Origin of the sequence: Amycolatopsis sp. NPDC089917 (assembly GCF_040684635.1) — a bacterium.
Taxonomy (GTDB): domain Bacteria; phylum Actinomycetota; class Actinomycetes; order Mycobacteriales; family Pseudonocardiaceae; genus Amycolatopsis.
The window spans coordinates 1-20491 of the sequence record NZ_JBFBGL010000006.1 but is presented as its reverse complement, the minus strand read 5'-3'; the positions used below and the strand labels follow the sequence as shown (position 1 = coordinate 20491).

The 20491-nt window shown below is 69.3% G+C and carries 20 protein-coding genes and 1 pseudogene; 6 read left to right on the top strand and 15 right to left on the bottom strand.

What is annotated here, in order from left to right; genetic code table 11:
- Positions 1-8 precede the first annotated feature (8 nt).
- Positions 9-119 (bottom strand): annotated as a pseudogene (locus AB0N89_RS06725) (AsnC family protein); the annotation flags it as partial.
- A 39-nt stretch (positions 120-158) separates the two neighbouring features.
- Here AB0N89_RS06725 and AB0N89_RS06720 point away from each other — a divergent pair.
- Positions 159-674 (top strand): FAD-dependent monooxygenase, encoded by a 516-nt coding sequence (locus AB0N89_RS06720; RefSeq protein WP_364200923.1) that lies wholly within the window; start codon positions 159-161, stop codon positions 672-674.
- A gap of 1 nt (position 675) precedes the next feature.
- Here AB0N89_RS06720 and AB0N89_RS06715 read toward each other — a convergent pair whose 3' ends face one another.
- The gene (locus tag AB0N89_RS06715) at positions 676-1152 is read right to left on the bottom strand and encodes a hypothetical protein (protein WP_364200921.1); all 477 of its coding nucleotides are present in this window, start codon (positions 1150-1152) and stop codon (positions 676-678) included.
- A gap of 485 nt (positions 1153-1637) precedes the next feature.
- On the opposite strand from AB0N89_RS06715, the gene AB0N89_RS06710 reads away from it, so the two are divergent.
- Positions 1638-1847 (top strand): hypothetical protein, encoded by a 210-nt coding sequence (locus tag AB0N89_RS06710; protein ID WP_364200920.1) that lies wholly within the window; start codon positions 1638-1640, stop codon positions 1845-1847.
- A gap of 9 nt (positions 1848-1856) precedes the next feature.
- Here the strand turns inward: AB0N89_RS06710 and AB0N89_RS06705 are convergent, their stop codons facing one another.
- Entirely contained in the window at positions 1857-2270 is a 414-nt protein-coding gene (locus tag AB0N89_RS06705) for a VOC family protein (protein WP_364201178.1), read from the bottom strand.
- Positions 2197-3534: a hypothetical protein gene (locus AB0N89_RS06700; RefSeq protein ID WP_364200918.1), complete on the bottom strand. Its 1338-nt coding sequence runs from the start codon at positions 3532-3534 to the stop codon at positions 2197-2199. The genes AB0N89_RS06705 and AB0N89_RS06700 overlap by 74 nt, the downstream gene beginning before the upstream one ends.
- A gap of 179 nt (positions 3535-3713) precedes the next feature.
- On the opposite strand from AB0N89_RS06700, the gene AB0N89_RS06695 reads away from it, so the two are divergent.
- Positions 3714-4160 carry a hypothetical protein gene (locus tag AB0N89_RS06695; RefSeq protein ID WP_364200916.1) on the top strand — a complete coding sequence of 149 codons (447 nt, stop codon included), beginning with the start codon at positions 3714-3716 and terminating at the stop codon, positions 4158-4160.
- Between the two features lie 128 nt (positions 4161-4288).
- Here the strand turns inward: AB0N89_RS06695 and AB0N89_RS06690 are convergent, their stop codons facing one another.
- Positions 4289-5824: a protein kinase gene (locus AB0N89_RS06690; RefSeq protein ID WP_364200914.1), complete on the bottom strand. Its 1536-nt coding sequence runs from the start codon at positions 5822-5824 to the stop codon at positions 4289-4291.
- Between the two features lie 212 nt (positions 5825-6036).
- Between AB0N89_RS06690 and AB0N89_RS06685 the strand changes: the two genes are divergently transcribed.
- Positions 6037-6717, top strand: coding sequence for a DUF2695 domain-containing protein (locus AB0N89_RS06685; protein ID WP_364200912.1), 681 nt, complete (start codon positions 6037-6039; stop codon positions 6715-6717).
- 151 nt (positions 6718-6868) lie between these two features.
- Positions 6869-7039 carry a hypothetical protein gene (locus AB0N89_RS06680; RefSeq protein WP_364200910.1) on the top strand — a complete coding sequence of 57 codons (171 nt, stop codon included), beginning with the start codon at positions 6869-6871 and terminating at the stop codon, positions 7037-7039.
- Here AB0N89_RS06680 and AB0N89_RS06675 read toward each other — a convergent pair.
- Together AB0N89_RS06675 and AB0N89_RS06670 are read right to left on the bottom strand one after the other, a co-directional pair.
- Positions 7026-7217 (bottom strand): hypothetical protein, encoded by a 192-nt coding sequence (locus tag AB0N89_RS06675; RefSeq protein ID WP_364200908.1) that lies wholly within the window; start codon positions 7215-7217, stop codon positions 7026-7028. The genes AB0N89_RS06680 and AB0N89_RS06675 overlap by 14 nt on opposite strands.
- A gap of 49 nt (positions 7218-7266) precedes the next feature.
- Positions 7267-7845 carry a hypothetical protein gene (locus tag AB0N89_RS06670; RefSeq protein ID WP_364200906.1) on the bottom strand — a complete coding sequence of 193 codons (579 nt, stop codon included), beginning with the start codon at positions 7843-7845 and terminating at the stop codon, positions 7267-7269.
- A 104-nt stretch (positions 7846-7949) separates the two neighbouring features.
- Here AB0N89_RS06670 and AB0N89_RS06665 point away from each other — a divergent pair, with 104 nt between their 5' ends.
- Positions 7950-8144: a hypothetical protein gene (locus AB0N89_RS06665; protein ID WP_364200904.1), complete on the top strand. Its 195-nt coding sequence runs from the start codon at positions 7950-7952 to the stop codon at positions 8142-8144.
- 44 nt (positions 8145-8188) lie between these two features.
- Here AB0N89_RS06665 and AB0N89_RS06660 read toward each other — a convergent pair whose 3' ends face one another.
- From AB0N89_RS06660 to AB0N89_RS06625, 8 genes are all read right to left on the bottom strand, one after another.
- The gene (locus AB0N89_RS06660) at positions 8189-11518 is read right to left on the bottom strand and encodes a serine hydrolase (protein WP_364200902.1); all 3330 of its coding nucleotides are present in this window, start codon (positions 11516-11518) and stop codon (positions 8189-8191) included.
- The gene (locus AB0N89_RS06655) at positions 11515-12507 is read right to left on the bottom strand and encodes an ABC transporter ATP-binding protein (protein WP_364200901.1); all 993 of its coding nucleotides are present in this window, start codon (positions 12505-12507) and stop codon (positions 11515-11517) included. The genes AB0N89_RS06660 and AB0N89_RS06655 overlap by 4 nt, the downstream gene beginning before the upstream one ends.
- A complete protein-coding gene (locus AB0N89_RS06650; protein WP_364200899.1) occupies positions 12504-14399 on the bottom strand; it encodes a dipeptide/oligopeptide/nickel ABC transporter permease/ATP-binding protein in 1896 nt (631 codons plus the stop codon). The genes AB0N89_RS06655 and AB0N89_RS06650 overlap by 4 nt, the downstream gene beginning before the upstream one ends.
- Before the next feature lies 1 nt (position 14400).
- Positions 14401-15381 carry an ABC transporter permease gene (locus tag AB0N89_RS06645; protein WP_364200897.1) on the bottom strand — a complete coding sequence of 327 codons (981 nt, stop codon included), beginning with the start codon at positions 15379-15381 and terminating at the stop codon, positions 14401-14403.
- Positions 15381-16979, bottom strand: coding sequence for an ABC transporter substrate-binding protein (locus tag AB0N89_RS06640; protein ID WP_364200895.1), 1599 nt, complete (start codon positions 16977-16979; stop codon positions 15381-15383). Before AB0N89_RS06640 ends, AB0N89_RS06645 begins: the two co-directional genes overlap by 1 nt.
- Before the next feature lie 9 nt (positions 16980-16988).
- Positions 16989-17891 (bottom strand): serine hydrolase, encoded by a 903-nt coding sequence (locus AB0N89_RS06635; protein ID WP_364200893.1) that lies wholly within the window; start codon positions 17889-17891, stop codon positions 16989-16991.
- Positions 17888-19276 (bottom strand): serine hydrolase domain-containing protein, encoded by a 1389-nt coding sequence (locus tag AB0N89_RS06630; RefSeq protein WP_364200891.1) that lies wholly within the window; start codon positions 19274-19276, stop codon positions 17888-17890. Before AB0N89_RS06630 ends, AB0N89_RS06635 begins: the two co-directional genes overlap by 4 nt.
- 120 nt (positions 19277-19396) lie before the next feature.
- Complete coding sequence (locus AB0N89_RS06625; protein ID WP_364200889.1) at positions 19397-20308, bottom strand: serine hydrolase; 912 nt, start codon at positions 20306-20308, stop codon at positions 19397-19399.
- Positions 20309-20491: the final 183 nt, after the last annotated feature.

The window sequence follows — 20491 nt, the reverse complement described above, 5'->3', positions numbered from 1 at the left end:
GGACCTGCTCAGCGGGCCCGGTTCGCGGCGCGCTTGACGGTCTTGATCACCGGCGCCGTCTCGGCGTGGGTGATGGCGGGCAACGCGGCCACCCGCGTGGTCAGATATCGGTACAGATCCAGGACGCGCTCAATCTCGGGTGGAAGCTGGGTGGCGCCGTGCGTGGCTGGGCGTCGGAGGACCTGCTGGACACCTATCACGCGGAACGGCATCCGGTCGGCGCCGCCGTGCTGCGCAACGTCCAGACACAGAGCCTGTTGATGGACTGGGTGGGCGCCCGCGATCCGGAAGTGCTGGCCGCCAAGGAACTTTTCGCTGACCTGACGCGACTTCCGGAGGTTCAGCGGCATCTCGGCGACCTGCTGTCCGGCCTGGCCATCCGTTACCCGATCCCGGGCTCCGAGGACCATCCGCTCGTCGGCCGTTCCGCGCCGGATCTGGACCTGGGCCCGATCCGCACGCATGAACTGCTGAGGTCCGGACGCGGTGTCCTGCTCGACCCGGCCGACGGATTCGCCAAGGTCGCCGGCCCCTGGTCGGACCGGGTCGACCGCACGGGTCAGGGCGCCGACACCGAACCGATGCTCGTCCGCCCGGACGGCTACGTGTGCTGGGCCGGTGCCCCGGACGACCTCGAAGCGGCGCTCGGCCGCTGGTTCGGCCCGCCCCGGTGATCTAGCTGGGCGGCTGCTGCTGGGTCGGCGGGGCGGACTGCTGCGGCTGCTGGGCAGGCTGGACGTTGCCAGGCTGCGGAGCCGGGAAGCCCGGCTGCGCGGCCATCGGGTATCCGGCCGGTGCCGCGTACGGCGCGGGACCGGGCTGCCGCAGCGAACGGCCGCTCTTCACGACCCCGATCGCGACCAAGAACCAGGAAAGCACCGCGCCGACGTCGAGCGGGATGCCGACCCCCATGAAGATCAAGCGGATCTCGCCGGCGCTGAGTTCACCGGCCCAGGACGACAGGTTCATCACGACGAACTGCCAGATGATGCTCGCCGCCGTCGTGACGATCATGATGACGAAGGCGGCCACCATCAGACCGGAGACTCCCCTGGAGCGACCTTTGATCGAAAAGATCACGCCGAGAATCCCCACCACGAGCAGCAACACTCGCGGGATGGTTTCGATGATGGTGCTCGTAAGGGGTGTCATGCCTGCCTTCCACGAACTCTCCGCCGGGCAACCGGCTACGCCAGGCAGATCCTAGGCGGTGACGACGTCCCGCGCGGCGAGTTCGGCAAGGAACCCCACACGGTCCTGAAGCCGGAGTCGGCAGGTGAACGATGCTTCGGTGCGAGTGGTGCTTTCGGTGGCGAGGGCGGCCGGACCTCGGAGTTGCAACGGTTGCCGGCGCTGAGGATTCCCGTTCGAGGCGGCCGATCGTGAACGTCGAATAGTCGTCCGGGCAACCCAGCCCCCGGCGATCCCGAAGATGCTGGCTCCTCCTGTGCCCGTACGAGCCGACCCGCAGCGGGCCGGACGAAGTACCGCCCGAAGACCATGCCGATCCGACCATCGCACCGCCACCCGGCAGTGTGTCGATTCCGCCGTCCCGGCACCCTTCACCGGGGCGTATCTCCGCGCGTTGCTCACCGGCGCGGACAAAGAGGCGCTGGGCTTGTCCGGCCCGGGCAGCCATGGACCGGCCGTACAAGATGGGCGGGTCCCGTCGTTCCCGGTGCGCCTGGAGCGACAGCGCGGCCGAGGTGGACATCGCCTTCCACGACGGTGCCGCGACCCACCTGCAGATCACTTCGGCTCCCCCGTCCGAAGACGGGGACGTGGAGGAGAGCTGCGCGCTCGCCAAGCGGGTGGCGCAGGTCGCCATCTCGAGAATCTCTCGCTAGAACGGCGAGTCATGGCCTCGGCGAGCCCGATGAAGGCGCTCGCGGGTCATCGTCGAGGTCGATCGCCGGCATCGCGGCGATGTCTTGGGCCCAGGTGTCGCGGAACCCCGGTTGGACCGCGAGGTCAACCAACTCGATCCGGGCACCGATGCTGTCGAGCCGGTGATAGGTGAAGGAGCGACCGTAAGGACAGGAGTCGAACTCGATCGGTGCGCCTCGGCCCGCCAGGCGTTGTTTGTCCGCCACGACGTCCTTGGACCAGTAGCCGATGTGGTCGAAACGGGAACCGTCGGTCGCATCCCATGGACTGCCGGCGGGCCCCTGGATCACTTCGAAGAACGGTGGCCCCTCAGCGGAGAACACGATGTCGTAGTCCCAGTCCCCGAGGGTGCCCGCGCGGACCGGACTCCAGGTCACGCCCAGAGTGCTTGTGAGGTCCTCGGTCGCGCGTCCGATGTCCTGAACGACGAAGCACAGGTGGTAGAAGGTGTTCACCTGTACTGTCTACCAACAGGTGAGCGCACACGACGACGCGTTCGCCGGCTGATGCTTCCGCGGTCAGAAGCATCAGCCGGCGTGCCACTCCGAAGTGGACGGTCGGGCATTCGTAGCCGACGGTCGACACCATTCCGTCCGGCCCGGTGAGCACGGCGGTGACGGCGATGTCCCCGGCGTCGTTGATGCCGGTGGCGCCCCCCACTCGCACGTTCGGGGTCGGTTTGATCAGCGAGTTGAGCTCGGTCGCGTGGCCGTTGCGGTACACGAAACCATTGCCGATGCCCGACACGTCGGGGAATACGGAGTCGTCGCCGACGATCACGCCGGCGGTGTTGATCGCGGTGGCGTGCGCGGTGCCCTGGTTGACGCCACGCGGCACGTTCAGGTCGATCGCCTTGCCACCGCTGAACATCACCGCATGGGAGTCGAGGAGCGAGCTGCCGGCGGGCGCCGCCGACCCCACCGCCTGGCCGGCGGTGTTGATGGCCAGCGCCTCGCTCCAGGCTCCACCGTCGAGCTGGCCGAGCGTAGTGAGCTTTCCGTTGGCCCACTCCAAGGCCACTTGGTCGCCGCCGGGCAGGGTGCCGCCGGGGACCGTGGCGTCGCCGACGACCACTCCGTTGCTGTTCTCGCCGAGCGCCTCGGTGTCCTTGGAGCCGCCGAACGGCGGCAGGTTGGTCACCGTGGTGCCGTTGCGCTGCCACGGTGTGATCGAGGTGGGGCCGCCCTGCCAGCCCACGATCTGCTGTTGACCGTTGATGCCGAACGCGTCCGCCGACCCGGTGGGGTTCACGCCGAGGTCCGATCCGGCGCCGCCGGGCCCTGGCCAGATCGCCGGGCGGGTGACCTCCATTGCCCCACCGGGGACCACGACGTTTTTCAGGTAGCGCCCCACCACCACGCCCTGGTCATCGATGGACCGCGGCACGGAGTTCTGGTTGTTCGTGCCGGGGTCGGCCAGGAAAGTGGGTGTCGTCGTACCTGCCTTGATGACGAAGCCCTCCTCCCGCCCGAAACGCGCCGGGTCGGGACTGACACCGATGATGTCGCCGCGCGCGTTGATCCCGCGGTATTCCGAATCTTTCGCGGTGCCGAGCACGAGTCGGTACTGCGGAGCGGGCGCGGCGGCTGCGGCGGGCGCGGCCATGCCGGCACCCATGGTCGCCGCGCCTGCGGCCGCCGCTGCCACGCGGAAAGGCAAACGCATGGAAATCCTCCCTCGACAAAGACGTTAAGGCTTTGTCAGGTGATACGTGCCGGGGTTACGCGCCATGGCTCGTTCGATGCGGCGGCAAAGACCCTTCGGAAGCTGTAACCCCCTTGCGTATCAACACAGGTAAGCATCCACGCAGTGTGGGAGGATGTTCGATGCGCAGGACAATGGTCGGGATCGCCGTCGCCCTCAGTGGTCTGGCGGTCGTCAGCAGCGTGACAGGCGGAGGCGTAGCGCAAGCGAGTAACCGGAGGTGCGGTCCGCCGGTCAAGACTGACGGCGTCGGCACACTGGGGACCTCGTGGAAACTGAAATCCCAGTACGACGACGGACCGGTCGGCAACCCGCTGGTCGCGGGCGAGGAGTTCGAGATCGCCACCGCCGCCGGGCAACACTGGTCCGTGTCCTTCGCGGACAACGGTATCGGGTTCTTCAGCAACCCCGATGACGTCTCCGTGGCAGGAGGAATCAGAGAAGTCCACCCGAACCCGGCCAAACACAACCAGACCAACCGCATGTCGGTACACGCCAAGCGGTCGGACACCGGTGAGACCATCGACGGCTTCGTCGACCTGCCCTTCGCACCGCCCGACTGCGGCTAGAGGAAGAATGGCGACGGGGTGACGATGCGGCCCGCGTGCTGTCGGGCATTCAGGACAGCAGCGTTTCGGCTGCGGCCCGGACACCTCGGTCGTCGTTCGTCCTGACAGCGTCGCGGTTCGTGGTGCACTCAGTCGCCTTCTTGCATGGGAGTGAGGACGAGAAACGCCACGATCGCCGAGACTCCTAGGCAGCCCAGAGTGGCCCACGCACCGGGCTCGGGCAACATCCCGACCTGGCTGAAGAACCGGAAGAAGCCTGCGCAGGCGAAGCAACCGGCCAGAAATCCGGCGAGGAGGCCGCAGCCGGCGGCGACGGAACTGGCCACTCCCAATCCACCACGAGCCTCGATGGCAGCCTTGCGCAACGCGAAACTGCAGGTCAGGGCCAGCAGCACCATTTCGATCAACGCGATCGGCCCCGCGATCACGAACAGCGAGGACATGCTCTTGCTGTCGAAAAGGGCGTTGAACGTCCAGAAGTTCCCGAAGATCGCCCCGTAGACGCCGACGAGGCCGATCCAGACGAGGATCCCGTAGCCGACTTTCCGGGACGCGTCCGGCCCTTTCTCCGAGGGCGGCACGGGCCGCGGCTTGGGCAGTCTGCCGTCCGGTCCCCGCAGGGTGTGGACCACGGCGACGACGTCGGCCCTCCGGATACGGCCGCCGACACCGGTGCCTTTCACCGTCGCCAGATCGATGCCGAACCTTGCGGCCAGTTCACGCACGCGAGGGGTGACGTACGGCTCCGTTGTCGGCGGCGGAGTCCGTTTCGTGCCCCGGGGTCCTGGCGGCCGGACCTGCGGACGAGTCGCCACGAACTCGACTCCTGGATCATCGGCGGCGACCAGTCCTTCGACGGCTCGCCGCGCCTCGGCGACGGTCGGCCGGTGTTCCGGATTCTTGTGCACCATGCTCATGAGCAGCGGCCCGAGCGGCCCGGCGCGTTGAGGAGCCGGGGGCTCGTCGAACAGCAGCGCCTTCAACGTGGCCGTGGGAGTGTCGCGGTGGAACGGCGACGCCCCCTCCACCGCTTGATACAAGGTGGCTCCCAGGGAGAACAGGTCGCTGGCGGCCGTCGCCGCCTGCCCGTGCGCCCGCTCCGGGGCGGTGTACTCCAGAGACCCGATGAACATGCCGGTGGCGGTGAGGGCCGTGTCAGCGTCGTGCACGGCGATCCCGAAATCGGCCAGCAGCACCTGCCCGTCGGACGCCAGCATGATGTTGGCCGGCTTGACGTCACGGTGGGTGACCCCAGCCCGCTCTGCGGCTCCCAGGGCCCGCAGCACGGCGACGGCGACCCGGATGGCCTCGCTCACCGGTAGCGCACCGCTCGCCGCCAGGCGTTCCTGAAGCGACCAGCCGGCCACCAAGTGCATGACGATCCACGGCGTGTCGTCCACGGTCAGGACGTCGAGCACGCCGACGACGTTCGGGTGCTCGCGCAGCTTGGCCGAGTGGCGGGCCTCCCGCACGGCGCGGACGGACCGTTCGGCGCGCTCAGCCTCCGACGCCGAAGGCGGCAGAAACACCTCTTTGATCGCCACCTCCACGTCCAGGGTCTCGTCGTGAGCCCTCCAGACGCGGCCGAACCCACCGGAGCCCAGCTCACCGGCCAACCGGTACCGGCCGCCCACCAGCCGGCCCGGACCTTCCTGACGCGTCACAGCCACCCCCTGTCCGAGCTGCCCGATCCGCGACAGCGGAGTCACCTGTTCACACAGCCCAAGTCGTGGAAAATCCTCCAGGACGCCACCCGGCGATTGTCACGACTGACCGGAACCGGCCGTTCGCTCATGCCGCGGAGCGATCGAACGGACCGACCTGGAGGCAGGTTAGGCTTCGTCTCCGAAACTGCGGACGATGAGGAGCAGGCCCGATGACCACGATCCCTTCGTTGTCGGAGGACGGGGCCCTGGGGCTGTGGGCCGGAGATCGGGCCGGACGCGACGAGTTCTTCTTCACCACCGTCGCGGCCACCGGGACGGTGTGGGCATGGGACTTCGAGACCGGCCTGCTGGAGATCGACGACCAGGACAACGCCCTCGTCCCGTTGTGGCCGCACCCCAGATTGGCCGTGATGGCCGCCGAGGCGATGGGGTTCGAGGATGCCGGTCCGGCGACCCCGGTCGACGTCGACGTGCTGCTTGACGAGGTGTTCGAACGCTTCCATCGGGAGGGGCACGAGATCGCCGTCCTGCCCACCGACGGCCACTTCACCACCATCCTGTCGCTGGAGCGGTTCCGGGTGAAGGTCTTCGAGGCGAGACTGGCGGCCGCAGGGCTGACCGACCAGGCCGCGCGTATCCGGCGGGAGGAGTTCCACGCGGACCGAGTCCGGCGCGCGGACCGCCGGCTCGGCCTGACGCCGGACGACCGCGACGCGCTCGTGGCGCACCTGCGGGAACGCCTGGCGAGCGCGGCGTGCGACCACCGGTTCACCTTTCCCGCGACCAGGGACTGGATCGAAGCCCGAGGGTTGTCCTGGGACCTGCTCTCCCGATCCGCGGTGAAGGTGCTGGGTTCCTGCGACTGCGAGACCCTCGACCACTTCCGGTGAAGCTCAGCCAGGCCGATGCCGGTCTGCTCGTCAAGATCAGGTGATCACTGAGGGAGTACTTCTGCTCGTCGCGAGAGCCGAGGCCGCGGCAGAGGGGACTCCTACGACGACTACCGCGGGGTGAGCGCCGGAACACCGGCGCGAAGCCGACATGGTCGACCTGCGCTCCGCGTACGCCGTGGTCGACGAGTTGCTGCCGGAGCACCGTCACGCGTTGTCGCTGGCGCCGTTCGAGCGGGACAGCCTTGCGGGCATCGTCGCTCTGCCGGCGGCACGGCGGAGTGCTCGGTCGATTCCGGCGTCGGCCGTCAAAGCGAGGTGATCCTCGACGGTCCAGCCCGGCCCTGCTCGTCGGTGTGGATGTGCGCGTCGATCACCAGTTCCGCCATGCCACGCTCCAGGACTGTCTCCGGAAGCAGGACCGTGGAGAACAGCCGTGACTCATCGGTTCGGATCGAGGACGACCGCCTCGTGGACACCGTCCCTGCCGCCGAGTTCATCGACCTCCTCTCGCGTCAGGAACCATGCCTCAGTCTGAACCGTCTTCCGTCAGGTGATCGCGCTCGGTCGCCAGTCGCTCAATCTTGGCGCGGACGAACATGAGCGTGGCCCCGGCCCGCATGGGCCGAAGCTTTCCTTGCGCGACGAGGTCCATGACGAGCGCAGGAGACGTGTGGAGCGAATCCGCCGCCTCGGCGAGTTCGAACATCGGACGAGGCGGCGACGAGGAAAACCGCTCAAGGTCCAGGTTGAACGACGACTGCTTTGGCACCAGAGGAAATATTCGTGGTGGATTCGCCTGCTGCCGGCCGCGGCCGTCTCCGCGAGAAACTCGTCAAGCAGGTCCCACAGGCCGTCGACCAGGACTTGGTCGTCCTTGTCGGCCATGGATCGATGGTCACGCCCATGCACCACGATGCGGACCAAACTCGACCAGACGAGGTTCGCGCCCACGTCCGCCTTGAGCACCAGGAACTCGCGGAAGCCGTCGAGCAGACGGCCGTTCGTCCCCAGGTCGAGTCCGGTGACGAAGGTGACCGCTTGCCGGTAATCGAGGTCGCTGCCGTCGAGCAGGTACAGGCCAGGGCGTTGTCTAACGCTGCGAAGCAACTCGCGGAATTCCTGCACGGCACGACACTAGTGCGCGCGGATTCCGGGGTAGCGCCAGCACCACCGGCGATCGGGGGTCACTCCCCTGGTTCCCGGCCTCGCCGGTCCCTAGCGTCTTTCCCATGAACGACAGCAAAAACACCGGCGGCGCACTGGTCACCGCCTCGCTCTGGCTCGTCCTCCTCGCCGGCGCCGCCACCAACTCGGTCGGCCAGTTCGCGGGGTTGGACTTCACCCTCCGGATGGTCGCGGGCGGCGTCTCGGTCGTCTGCATCGTCCTTCTGGTGATCCGTCACCTAGCGCGGCGCAAGGCATGAACCCTGGCCCGCCCGGAAGGAAACGTCCGGGCGGGCCAAGGACTTTAAGAGACCTTCGGCGTCGCGCGCACGCCGTAGTGCAGGTACGGCTCCCCCGTCGACAACGTGTAGAACGTGACCGGCATCCAGGTCTGGGCACCCGGCTCACGGTAGACGTAGAGCGAGTCGGTCACCGGGATCAGGTCGAATTCCAGCGTCTTCTCCGGCATCAGCTCGGCGAGCGGGCCCGTGACGGTCTGACGGAGCCGGAGTCCGTCCCCTTCGGCCAGGACCTCCATCTCCACCCCTGCCCGTTCGTAGACGCCGACATGCCTCGAACCGTCGACGGTGACCGGGGTCGTGGGCGGTTCCAGCGGCTTCGGCATCGCCACGTCGGCGAGTTCCGCGAAGATCTCCCGGTACAGCTCCTGGAACAGGTCGCGCGTGTTGCCGCCGTTGGTGAGCAGCGTGACGGCGAGCCCTTGAGCGGGCAGCAGCCGCAGGAACGCCGACTGCCCGATCGTGTTGCCGTCGTGGCCGATGACCCGCTGCCCGCTCCAGTCGTCGCGGATCCAGCCGAGCCCCCAGGAATCGCCGAGCGAGTGCTTGTCGGGGAGGTCGGCCTGTTTCGACGCCATCGCGGTCGCGGACGCCGTCGTCAGGATCCGTTCACCGGCCGGGGTGAGCCCGCCGGTCAGGTGCAGCCGGGCGAACCCGAGGACGTCCTTGGTCGTGGCGGTGATCAGGCCCGCCGGGCCCATGTTCCGGGGCAACCCCCAGATCGGCGCGGGCCGAGGCTCCTTGTCCGCGTCGGGGACGTGCCCGACGGCTGCGCGGAACATCAGCGCTTCCTCGGGCAGGGTCACGGTGTGGGTGAGCCCGAGCGGGGCGAACAGCTTCTCCCGCATCGCGGCGTCCCAGGTCTGCCCGGTGAGCTTCTCGATCACCCTGCCCATGAGCACGAAACCCGAGTTGCAGTAGGAGAAAGTCTCGCCGAGCGGGTGATTCTGCGCGGCCTGGTCGAGGATCTCGACGTAGCGCTCCAGCGTGTCGTCACCACGGCCGGTGTCGGTGAAGACGTCACCGTCGATCCCGCTGGTGTGCGTCAGCAGATGCCGCATGGTCACCTGCTTGGCGACGTCCGGATCGGCCAGCCGCAGTTCCGGGACGACGTCGGCGATCGGCGCGTCCAGGTCGAGCAGCCCTTCGTCGACCAGCTGCATCACCACGGTCGAGGTCCACACCTTGGAGATCGACCCGATCTGGAACACCGAATCCTCGGTGACCTCGACCCCGGTCGCCGTGTTGAGCACGCCGTAGGAGGCGTGCACCTCAGCGTCTTCCACGTCATCGCCGACCCGCGTGATGCCCAGCGCGGCGCCGGGGACGCCGTGCTTGCGCGCGAGTTCGGCCAGACGCCGCTGCCAGTGCGCCGCTTCGATCGGCACCCGCGACGCCTCGCCCGCCGGCACGGCGTACTGCTCGACCCAGTCGAGGATCCGCCGGTTGTAGTCGAGCCGCTGCGAGGGCGGGCCGTCGAGGATGAACAGATGCGACGCGCCCGGGTACAGCACCATCCGGGACGGGACGCCGCGCGCACGCAGGGCACCGAACCACTGCTCGGCCTGGCCGACCGGGCACCGGTCGTCGTCCGCGCCCTGGATGACCAGCGTCGGCGTCCGCACCTGGTCGACCTGGGCGAACGGCGTGAAGCGCTCGTTGGCCTCGTCCCACGACGTGCCGCCGAGTTCGGCGACGGCCAGGTAGTACCCGAGGTCGGAAGTGCCGCCCATGCTGGTCAGATCGCTGACGACGCCACCGGTGACGGCGGCGGCGAACCGGTTGTCGCGGCTGGTCAGGTAGCAGGTCATGTACCCGCCATAGCTGTAACCGGACACGGCGAGACGGTCCGCGTCGGCGATCCCTTCGGCGACCAGCTGGTCCAGCGGTTCGAGGAAGTCGGGCGAATCGGCGGTGCCCCAAGCGCCCACGGCGCCCGTGTAGAAGTCCTCGCCGTAGCCGTCGCTGCCTCGCGGGTTGAGCAGCAGCACCGCCCAGCCTCGCGCGACGAGCGCCTGGTGATAGAGATGGACCCAGTCGGCAGCGCCGTTCCAGGCGTTGTGCGGGCCGCCGTGGATGTCGAGCAGCAGCGGCGCGGCGCCGGACCGGGCCGGATCCCGCAGCAGCCAGCCGTGGACGACGGTGCCGTCGCCGATCGTGAATTCCCTTTCCTCACGAGGAAAGAGCTCGATCTCGGCGACAGCGGCGCCATGCCACGTACGCACGTCGACGTCGCCTGTCTCGGGATCGACGACCGCGATCTCCCCGAACGAGGTGTCCGTGGCCAGGGCGACCACCGCCCTGGCCCCCGTGGTGTCCATTCCGGACACCACGTTGCCGGCGCCCGCCAGGACGGCACGCGGATTCCCGCCGTCGATGTCCACTCGGTACAGGTGGGTACAGCCACGATCGCGGAGACCGAACAGCACGGAACCGCCGTCCGCGGTCAGCTTCGGAAGGGCGCCCGGGTATCCCCCGCCGCCGGCCATGACGTTGCGGTCCAGCGAAGCCGCCAGATCGACGGTGGCACCGCCGTCGATCTGGACGCTCAGCAGTCCGAAGTGGCCGACGCGGGTGTCCGCCCGGCCGACCACCAGCAGCGCCGCGCCATCGGCGGTCCAGCAGGCCGGGCCCGCCATCCCCTCACCCGAGCCGACCAGCCGCGGCTCGGAAGTCTTCGTGGTGACGTCGAGGACGTAAGCGCCGGAACGGAAGGTCAGGTCCGCGTCGGCGTCCCGTCCGGCGGAGAAGGCCAGGTGCGTGCCATCGGGCGACCACGCCGGATCGCTGGCGTGCCAGTCGCCGAAGGTGACCTGCCGGACTTCCTTCGTCGCGACGTCGAGGACGTGCAAGTGCTTGCGGATGGTCTTGATCAGTCCGGCGCCGTCGGCCTTGAAGTCCAGCCGGTCCGCCACCACCGGCGCGTTCGGCGCGGATTCGCCGCCCGCCAGGTCGATCGCGGCCGAGAACGCGATCTTGCCGCCGTCCGGGCTCCACACCGGCGCGCCCGCCCCGAGCGGCAGTTCGGTGATCTGTTCGGCCTCCCCGCCCGACGACGGCAGGAACCACACCTGCGGCGGGCCGTCCTTGGCGCGGAGGAACGCGATCCGCGTGCCGTCCGGCGCCCAGCTCGGCGCCAGGTCGGCGGTTCCGCGCGTCAACTGCCGGGCTTCACCGTTGGTGGCGCCGACCTCCCAGAGCGTGTGCGTGTTCCGGTCCTCGTCGCGGTCCGCAGTGCGCAGGACGTAGACGATCCGTTCGCCGTCCGGCGACAGCGAAGGCTGGCTGGGGACGGCGATTCCGTACAGGTCGTCGAGACCGAGACGTCGGGTCATGGTGCGCTTGCTCCTCTGGGGATCGCGAGCTGGTGGCTCTCGTTTTCGCTGAAATGGCAGGCCGCCGAGTGACGTCGGTGTGCCGAGCCCTCGGTGGGATCCGCCTGCAGGCAGAGTCCGCGGTCGGCGCGCACGAGCGGGCCGACCGGACACCGTGTGTGGTACCGGCATCCGGCGGGCGGATGGTGCGGGTCGGCGGGTTCGGCGTCGGCGGTCGCCTCGTCCGCGCCGGTGTCGAACAAGGACGTGTGCGCGGAAGGCGCCGCGGCGAGCAGGTCGCGGGTGTAGGGATGCCGGGGATCCGTGAGCACCTGCTCGGCCGGGCCGACCTCGACGATCCGGCCGAGGTACATCACGGCGACGATGTCGCTGAGGTAGCGGATGACCGCGAGGTTGTGCGAGATGAACAGCATCGACAGGCCCAGCCGCCGTTGCACGGACCGGACGAGGTTGAGCACCGCGCCCTGCACCGAGACGTCGAGCGCAGAGGTGATCTCGTCCGCGATCAGCACCTCGGGCCGCCCGGCCAGCGCGCGGGCGAGCGCCACCCGTTGCCGCTGGCCGCCGGACAGCTGCCCCGGCAGGTGCCCGGCTCGCTCCGGGTCGAGGTTGACCAGTTCCAGCAGCCGCGCGACCTCGTCCCGGCGCGCGCGGCGGCCGGAAAGGGCGCCACGCGGGATCGCTTCGGTGATCGACTCCCCGATGCTCATCCGGGGGTCCAAAGAGGAATACGGATCCTGGAACACCATCTGCAACGGCGGGCGCCGGGGCAGCTTCCGGACGTCCAAGCCGCCGAGCAGGACCCGCCCGGCGCTGACCGGGGAAAGTCCGACCGCCGCACGCGCGAGCGTCGATTTTCCCGAGCCCGATTCGCCGACGAGACCGACGACCTGTCCGGAAGGGACGGTCAGCCCGACCCGGTCGACGGCGGTGAGACCGCGTCGTCCGCCGTACCGCACGCTCACCGTGTCGAAGACGAGATCACTCACTCCGCACCTCCGGCGGTCACGGTTTCCTTGATGGGCAAAGAAGAAGCCTCCCAGCACGCGACGCGGTGCCCGGATTCCACGCGTTCCAGCACCGGGTCTTCGAGACGGCACCGGTCGGTCACCGCGGGACACCGGTCGGCGAAGGCGCAGCCGGTGGGCACGCGATCCGGTTCCGGCGGGCGGCCCGGGATCACCGCGAGCGGCGCGTCGCGATCGGTCTCCAGGTCGAGCGTCGCGGCCAGCAACGCCTTCGTGTAGGGATGCCTCGGCGTCCCCGCCGACGGCAGGTCCTCCACCACCCTGCCCGCGTACATGACCAGCATCCGTTCGCAGGTCTGCGCAACGACCGCGATGTCGTGGCTGATCAGGATGATCGCCGTGTTCCGCTCCGACCTGGTCTGGGCCAACAGGCGCAGCAGCTGCCGCTGCACGGTGACGTCGAGCGCCGTGGTCGGTTCGTCGGCGATGATCAGCCGCGGATCGCCCATCAGCCCCATGCCGATCATCGCGCGCTGCCGCATCCCGCCGGAGAACTCGTGCGGGTACTGCTTCGCCCGCCGTTCCGCCGCCGGGATCCGCACCGCGCGCAACCGGTCCACGGCCCGGTCGAACGCCTCGGCCCGCGGCAGACCCTGGTGCTGTTCGGCGACCTCGGCCAGCTGACGGCCGATCCGCTTGGTCGGGTTGAACGACGTCATCGGGTCCTGGAACACCATCGCCAGCGACGTGCCGAGCAGGCCGCGCAACTCCCGTTCCGGAGTCGTCAGCAACGGCTTCCCGGCGAAATCGAGCCTGTCCGCGGTGACCACGGCCGGTGCTTCGACCAGCCGTGACACCGCCAGCCCGGTCAGGCTCTTCCCCGAACCCGACTCGCCGACGACGCCGATCACCTCGCCCGCGCGGACGGTGAAGCTCACCCCGCGCACCGGGACGGTCCAGCCCGCCGGACGCGGGAACGCCACCTGGAGGTTCTCGACCACCAGCACGTCGTCGTCCCGGTTTTCGGCGACGGGCACCCTGGCGGGAACGACCGGCCGCGGCGCGAGCTTGCGCAGCCCGGTGCGGACACCGATCACGCCCGCCACGGTCTCCCCCGCCAGGTTGAAGGCGAGCCCAGCCAGCACCACCGCGACACCCGGCGCGAGCGCCGCCGCCGGATTGACGTAGATCCCGTTGAGCCCCTCACCGAGCAGCCGTCCCCAGTCGTACTCCGGCGCCTGGACACCGATGCCGAGGAACGAAAGCCCGGCGAACGCCAGCAGTGAGGCGCCCGCGCCGATGGTCGCGTTCACCACCAGCGGTTCACCGATGTTGGGCAGGATGTGCCGGACCAGCAGCCGGACGCGGCCGACCCCGGAGATCCGCGCGGCGGACACGAAGTCCTGGCCCGCGAAGGAAGCCGACAACGTCTGGGCCAGGCGCGCGAACGCCGGCGCCAGCGCGAAACCGACCGCCAGCACGGCGCCGTGCGTACCGACCCCGAAGATGACCGAGAAGAACAGCACCAGCAGCAGTCCGGGGAACGCGACCGCGATGTTCACCGCCGAGGTGAGCAGGCGGGCGGCGGGCCGAGGCAACAGCGACGGCAAGGTGCCGAGGACGAGTCCGGTCGCCACCCCGATCACCGTCGCGAACACGGCCAGCAGCACCGAAAGCCGGGTCGCCACGAGGACACGGAACAGGATGTCGCGGCCGAGGTCGTCGGTGCCCAGCCAATGCGCCGCCGACGGTGCTTGCGCGATGGCTTCGGTATCGATCTCGAAAGCTTTGTCGTGCCACAGGATCGGGGCCAGCACCGCCAGAAGGAGCACCAGGACCAGCAAGCCCGCCGAGAACGCGCCGACCGGGGTGCGCAGGGCCGCGAGCCATTTCGCTCCGCGCCGATTCGCCATCTCAATTCTCCCGGATCGTCGAACGCGGATCGAGGACGGCCAGCAGCACGTCCACCGTCAGGTTCACCAGCAGCACGCCGATGCCGTAGACGAGCACGATCGCCTGCACCAGCGGATAGTCCTTCTGCAGGATCGACTGCGCGATGGTGGAGCCGAGACCGGGCCAGGCGAACACGTTCTCCACCAGCACCGTCCCGGCGACCATGCCGGTCAGCATCAGTCCGCCCATGGTCAGCGTCGCGGTCAGCGCGTTCGGGAGCGCGTGCCGCAGGTAGACCAGCCGCGCGGGCAGCCGTTTCGCCCGCGCGGTGCGGATGAAGTCGTTGCCCAGCACGGAAAGCGTCTCCACCCGGACGATGCGGGACAGCACCGAGGCCGGGCCGAGCGCCAGCGCGATCACCGGGAGCACGAACGAACTCGCGTCCGCGTTCCCGGCGACCGGGAACCAGCCGAGCTGCACCGCGAAGAACGCGACCAGCGCCACGGCGAGCAGGAACTCCGGGATGGCCGCGAGCAGCACGGTCGTCGAGGTGAAGGCCAGTTCGCCACCCCGGCGCCGTCCGCCCCGGGTCAGCACGGCGAACAGCAGCCCCAGCGGGATCGCCACCGCGATGACCACCGCGAAGGCGGGCAACGCCAGCTGGAGGGTGGCGGGCAGCCGGTCCCCGATCACCTCGGAGACCGGCTGCCCGCTCGTCATCGACGTCCCGAAGTCACCGGTGAGCAGCCCGCCGAGGTAGTGGACGTACTGCGACCACAACGGATCGTCGAGACCGAGCGCCGCCCGCCGCGCGTTCACCAGTTCCACCGGCGCGGTCAGCCCGAGCGCCGCCCGGACCGGGTCGCCGGGGATCAGCTGGATCATCAGGAACGCCATGGTGACCAGCACCCACAGCGAAACCGCGAACCGGCCGAGGCGGCGCACCGCGAACGAGAGCCAGGGGCTGCCGCGCAGTCCCGCCGGGGCGAGCGCGACCGCCATCAGCTGTACATCCGGACGCTCGACGGTTCGATGGTGCCGAAGTTGACCTTGAACCGCGCGTTGCTGCCGAAGATCGGGATCACCGAGTTGACGTACGGCACGACGTCCAGCCGCTCGATGAGCGCCGATTCCGCGGCGAGCCAGGTCGCGCAACCGGAGTCACCCGGCATTTGCGCCGCCTTCGCGGCCTCCGACGTGTACTTCTCGTTCTCGATGTGCGCGAAGTTCGTCCCGGCGGGCGGTTTCGGCCCGGACACGAACGACGTGACCTGGCTCGGCAGCAGCAGGGTCACCGGCGCGAGCGAGATGTCCCACTCGCCGGTGTTGAAGAGCACCTGACTGGTGCCCGGGCTGTCGAGGGCCTTGAGCGTGATGTCCGCGCCGGCGGACTTCCACGACTGCTGCATCAGTTCGGCGGCGGACGCCATCGTCGGCCCGAGCTGGGAGCCGTAGATCGCGGTGAGCGCGAGCCGTTTGCCGTCCTTGACCCGGACGCCGTCCGCACCCGCCTTCCAGCCTGCCGCGTCGAAGGCCGCCTTGGCCGCGGCGACGTCGAACGCGGGCAGCTTGCCTGCCACCGCGTCACCGGCGCACGCCCTGGGTTCGATGGTGACCATCCCCTGGCTGGGCGCCCCGGTGCCACTGGTGAGCACCTTGCCGATCTGGGCCAGATCAAGGGCCTGCACCAGCGCGCGGCGGACGGCCTGATCGGCACCGGCCCGGCCGGGCGCCTGGTTGAAGAACATCTCGCCCATCGGCACGACCTGCTCGCCGTGGAACAGCTTCTGCGCCCGGAGGCGCTGCTGGTCCTGCCCGGTGATCCGGGCGGCGTTGAGCTCACCCGACAACAGCAGGTTCGACGTGGTCGTCATGTTCTGGATGACCCGGAAGGTCACCTTCTCCGGCAGGCCCGGCTGCTCGCTCTTCCAATCCCCCGGCCCCCACGCGTAATCCTTCCGCCGTGTGAGGGTGTAGTGGTCGTTCGGCACGGTCTCGGTCATGGTGAACATGCCGGTGCCGTACTTCCCCTTGGCCAGCGCCTGCCGGTCGGTCACGCCCTTGCCGCATACGATCGGCATACCGCCGAGGTTGCGCAGCAGGAACGCGTCGGGCGCCCCGCTGGTGAGGGTGATCGTCCGGGCCGCGTCGTCGGCGGTCGCCTTGGTTCCCGGCGTGACGGTGAGCCCGGACATCGGCGACTTGTTGGCGGGATCGCCGACGAAGTTGATGTTCGCGGCGACGGCGCTCGCGGTCAGCGGGGTGCCGTCGTCGCAGGTGACCCCGTTCCGCAGGGTGAACGACGCCGTGGTCGTGGTCGCCTCGAACTTCTCGGCGAGCCCCGGGATCGGTTTCCCGGTCTCGTCGAGGTTGATCAGGCTGTCGTAGAGATAGCGGCCGATCTCGAGGGCGGTCGAGAGCACCGTCATCGCCGGGTCCAGCGAACCGGGGTCGGTCCCGATCGCCATGGTGAAGGTCTTGCCTTCGGTCAGTTTCTGATTCGCGGTCCGGTCCTGCCCGGATTGCGACGTCCCCCCGCACGCGCTCACGGTCAAGGCCACCACGCTCGCGATCGCGGCGGTGAGCCGGGCTTTCTTCATGCGGTTCTCCTACTGGGTGACGGTCTGCGCACGGAGGTGTTCGACGGCGAGCCGGGCGGCCTCGCCGATGGCGGAATCGACCGCGGGCAGGCGATCGGCCAGGGAGTCGGCGCGGGTGAACACCGCGACGGCGTAGCGGCGACCGTCCACAAAGGTCACCACTCCCGCTTCGTTACGGACGGCGGGAAGCGTCCCGGTCTTCGCCGCGATCGCCACCCCAGCCGGGAAACCGGACGAGATCCGGTGGGGCCAGATCTGCTGGGCCATGATCGTCCGCACGCGTTCGCAGGCGGCCGGGTCGCCCGCGCGGTCGGTCCAGATCGCGTCCAGCAGTTCGGTGATCTCCCGCGGTGTCGACGCCGTCGTGCGTTCGGGGTCGAGCACCGCGAGCTTCCACAACTGTTCCTCGGTGGCCGCGGCGAAGACGGCTTCCAGATCGTCGTCCGGCTTCGCGCCGAGATCGGCGATCACGGACGCGAAGAGGTCTTCGCAGCAGCCGATCAGCCGCGTCCTGGCCAACCCGAGGTCGGCGAGGACCTTGTCGACGGCGTCCTGCCCGATCCGGTGGTAGACGACGTCGGTCGCGGCGTTGTCGCTCATCGTCAGCATGAAATGCGCCAGGTCGCGCCAGCTCATCTCGACGTCGTCCGCGCAGCCGGCGGTGCCGATCCCGCCGATCCGGTAGCGCGAGGTGACACGGGTCCGCTCGGTGTCGTCGAGCCGTCCGGCGGCCACCTCACGGGCGAACGCGACCGCCACCGGGATCTTGAACACCGACGCCAGCACGACCGGGTCGTCCGCGCCGACGCCGACTTCGGGGCCGCCGGTGACGCCGACCTCGCGCGCGTGCACGAACCCGCGCGCCCCCGCGTTCGCGAAGACCGCCTCGATCCGTTCGGCGATCGCCGTCACCGGCTCACCCGCCGGTCGGCGCGTCCGGTGTGGACGTACAACGCGCGGCCGCTGCCGTCGTCGCCGACGAACGCGTGCGGCATGTGCAGGCCGAGCCCACCGTGCTCGGCGACCAGCGTGTCGCCCTTGTAGCCCAGCAGCCTGCTCTTCTCCGGCGCCGAGCCGAGGTCGGCGAACATACCCTTCATCGTGCGTTCCAGCCACAGGCCGCCGTCCTCGTCCTGGCTGACCACGATGTCCGCGACCTGCGACGAGTACGTGCCCACGTAACGCGACGGGTCGGCGGGCGCCTCGGCGGCGTTCGGCTCGGGCAGCGAAGGGACCTCGACTCCCGCCAGGTCGCCCAGTACCTTCCGGAAGACGTCCAGGTAGAGGTGCAGCGGCTTGCCGCCGTTGGTCAGCAGCGCCACCGCGACGTTGCTGCCCGGCACCACCCGCAGGAACGCCGACTGGCCGATGGTGCCGCCGTCGTGGCCGATCACCGGGCCACCCGTCCAGTCGAAGATCATCCAGCCGAGGCCCCACGCCCCGCCCATCAGGCCGAGGTAGGGCAGCTCGACCTGACGTTCCCACATCGCACGGGCGGTTTCGGGCCGGAGGACCTGCGTGCCGTCGTCGGCGCGGCCCTCGTCGAGGTGCATGCGCACGAAGGTGAGCAGGTCGCGCGGGCGCATCGCGAGATGCGAACCGGCGGGGACGTTCGACCGGGTGAGCGCCCAGGCCGGAGCCGGTTCCGGCTCGTCGTCCGGCTTGGCCTGGAGGTGGCCGATCGCGGCGCGGTAGCGGATCGCGTCGTACGGTCCGGTCGCGGCGTGGGTCAGCCCGAGCGGCGCGAAGAGGTGATCGCGCAGGCATTCGTCGTAGGACTTGCCGCGCAGGACCTCGACGATCCTGCCGAGCACGCAGTACCCGGCGTTGTTGTAGGAGAACATCTCGCCCGGCTCGAACAGCTGGGGCACGTCGGCGAGCGTGGCCACGAGCTTCGCGACGCAGTCGTCGCCCTGCCCGGTGTCGGTGAAGATGTCGCCCTCGAAGCCGGAGGTGTGACAGGTCAGCTGCCGTACGGTGATGCGCCCCGCGGCGGCGTCGTCGGAGAGGGCGAACTCGGGAAGGTAGTCGCGGACGGGCTTGTCGAGGTCCAGCCAGCCTTCGTCGACGAGCTGCATCGCCAGGGTCGTCGTCCACACCTTGGTGATCGACCCGATCTGGAAGACGGAGTCCACTGTGGACTCCACGCCGGTGTTCCTGTTCAGGACGCCGGCCGCGTGGTCGATCACCTCGCCGTTCGCGAAGACCGCGACGGCCGCGCCGGGCACCTGATGCTTCGCCAGGAGCGAGGAAAGGTTCTCCGCGAGCCAGGTATCGATTTCGGAAAGTTTCGACATGGGCATCCTTGTCCGTGAAGAGAGTGGACCGGCAGTTCCCGGAATGCTAGGACGGTGACGGGCGTCACCGGTTCGTGCGGAACGACGAGAGCGGCCGGAAAATTCATCCGGGCGGACGAATCATTCGCCCCCGGCCTCGGGAAGCCTGAGCCATTCGACGGCCTGTGCCGCGGCGAAGCCGATAAACGCGTCCCGCTCCGGCACCCGCGACCGCCCGTCGACGGCGTCGGTGAAAATCCCCACCGCGTAACGGCCGCCATCCGGGTACTCGACCACGCCGACCTCGTTGCGCACCGACGGCAGCGTCCCGGTCTTGCCGCCGACGCGTATCCCGTCGTCCGGGAATCCCGACCGCAGCCGGTGCGGCCACACCTGGAGTCCCAGCCAGCGCCGGATGTCCGCGCACGCCGTCGACGACGCGGCCTCGTCACGCCAGATCAGCCCGAGCAGCCGGGTGATCTCCTCGGCGGTCGTGGCGCAGGTGTGCTCCGGTCGCAGCGCGCGCAACGCGGCGATCCGCTCCATCGGGAGCTCCGTCAGCGCCTTTTCGTCGTCCTCGTAGGAGATCCCGAGGTCCTCGCCGATGCTGTCGAGCACCTCTCCGCAGTCCTGCGGGACGGTGGTGTGCTCGAAACCGAGCCGCCGCAGCGTTTTCGCCGTCTGCTCCTTGCCGACGCGGGCGAGGATCAGGTCGGTGGCGACGTTGTCGCTGATCCCGATCATCAGGATCGCGAGGTCGTACCAGGACATCGTGATCTCGTGCCGGAAGGTCGCCAGGCCGTACGGGCTCGGCGTGGGATGTCCCGGTGGGACGGTGACCGGTTCGCTGAGGTCGAGCTCGCCGTCGGCGCCCTGCCTCGCCAGCTCCAGCGCGACCGGGACCTTGAAGACCGACGCCGTGACGACGGGTGTGGTCTCGTCGATCCCGATCCGGCGGGTACCGTCGATTTCCGCCGCGTGCAGCCGGACACGGACACCGGCCTCCTTCGCGCGGGCGTTGATCGTTTCGATGACTTCGGACGCGGTGGGCATGGAACTCCTGTCTACTGAGGACTGGTCTTGGGGCAGGTTCACGTGCCGGGTGAGCGTCGGGTCGAGGTGGTCGTGAGTGGCGTTTCGGGTTCTAACCCGCGTCGACAAAGAGACCGGGATCGTCGACATCGAGGAGATCGAGCGCCTCGCCAAGGAGCACAAGCCGAAGCTGATCATCGCCGG

What these genes read in the sequence shown, in the direction of transcription:
- AB0N89_RS06650 (WP_364200899.1), bottom strand. Translation starts at nt 14,399, where the DNA reads ATGGCGAATCGGCGCGGAGCGAAATGGCTCGCGGCCCTGCGCACCCCG.
- AB0N89_RS06695 (WP_364200916.1), top strand. Translation starts at nt 3,714, where the DNA reads ATGCGCAGGACAATGGTCGGGATCGCCGTCGCCCTCAGTGGTCTGGCG.
- AB0N89_RS06715 (WP_364200921.1), bottom strand. Translation starts at nt 1,152, where the DNA reads ATGACACCCCTTACGAGCACCATCATCGAAACCATCCCGCGAGTGTTG.
- AB0N89_RS06675 (WP_364200908.1), bottom strand. Translation starts at nt 7,217, where the DNA reads ATGAACTCGGCGGCAGGGACGGTGTCCACGAGGCGGTCGTCCTCGATC.
- AB0N89_RS06660 (WP_364200902.1), bottom strand. Translation starts at nt 11,518, where the DNA reads ATGACCCGACGTCTCGGTCTCGACGACCTGTACGGAATCGCCGTCCCC.
- AB0N89_RS06665 (WP_364200904.1), top strand. Translation starts at nt 7,950, where the DNA reads ATGAACGACAGCAAAAACACCGGCGGCGCACTGGTCACCGCCTCGCTC.
- AB0N89_RS06685 (WP_364200912.1), top strand. Translation starts at nt 6,037, where the DNA reads ATGACCACGATCCCTTCGTTGTCGGAGGACGGGGCCCTGGGGCTGTGG.
- AB0N89_RS06680 (WP_364200910.1), top strand. Translation starts at nt 6,869, where the DNA reads ATGGTCGACCTGCGCTCCGCGTACGCCGTGGTCGACGAGTTGCTGCCG.
- AB0N89_RS06710 (WP_364200920.1), top strand. Translation starts at nt 1,638, where the DNA reads ATGGACCGGCCGTACAAGATGGGCGGGTCCCGTCGTTCCCGGTGCGCC.
- AB0N89_RS06645 (WP_364200897.1), bottom strand. Translation starts at nt 15,381, where the DNA reads ATGGCGGTCGCGCTCGCCCCGGCGGGACTGCGCGGCAGCCCCTGGCTC.
- AB0N89_RS06630 (WP_364200891.1), bottom strand. Translation starts at nt 19,276, where the DNA reads ATGTCGAAACTTTCCGAAATCGATACCTGGCTCGCGGAGAACCTTTCC.
- AB0N89_RS06625 (WP_364200889.1), bottom strand. Translation starts at nt 20,308, where the DNA reads ATGCCCACCGCGTCCGAAGTCATCGAAACGATCAACGCCCGCGCGAAG.
- AB0N89_RS06640 (WP_364200895.1), bottom strand. Translation starts at nt 16,979, where the DNA reads ATGAAGAAAGCCCGGCTCACCGCCGCGATCGCGAGCGTGGTGGCCTTG.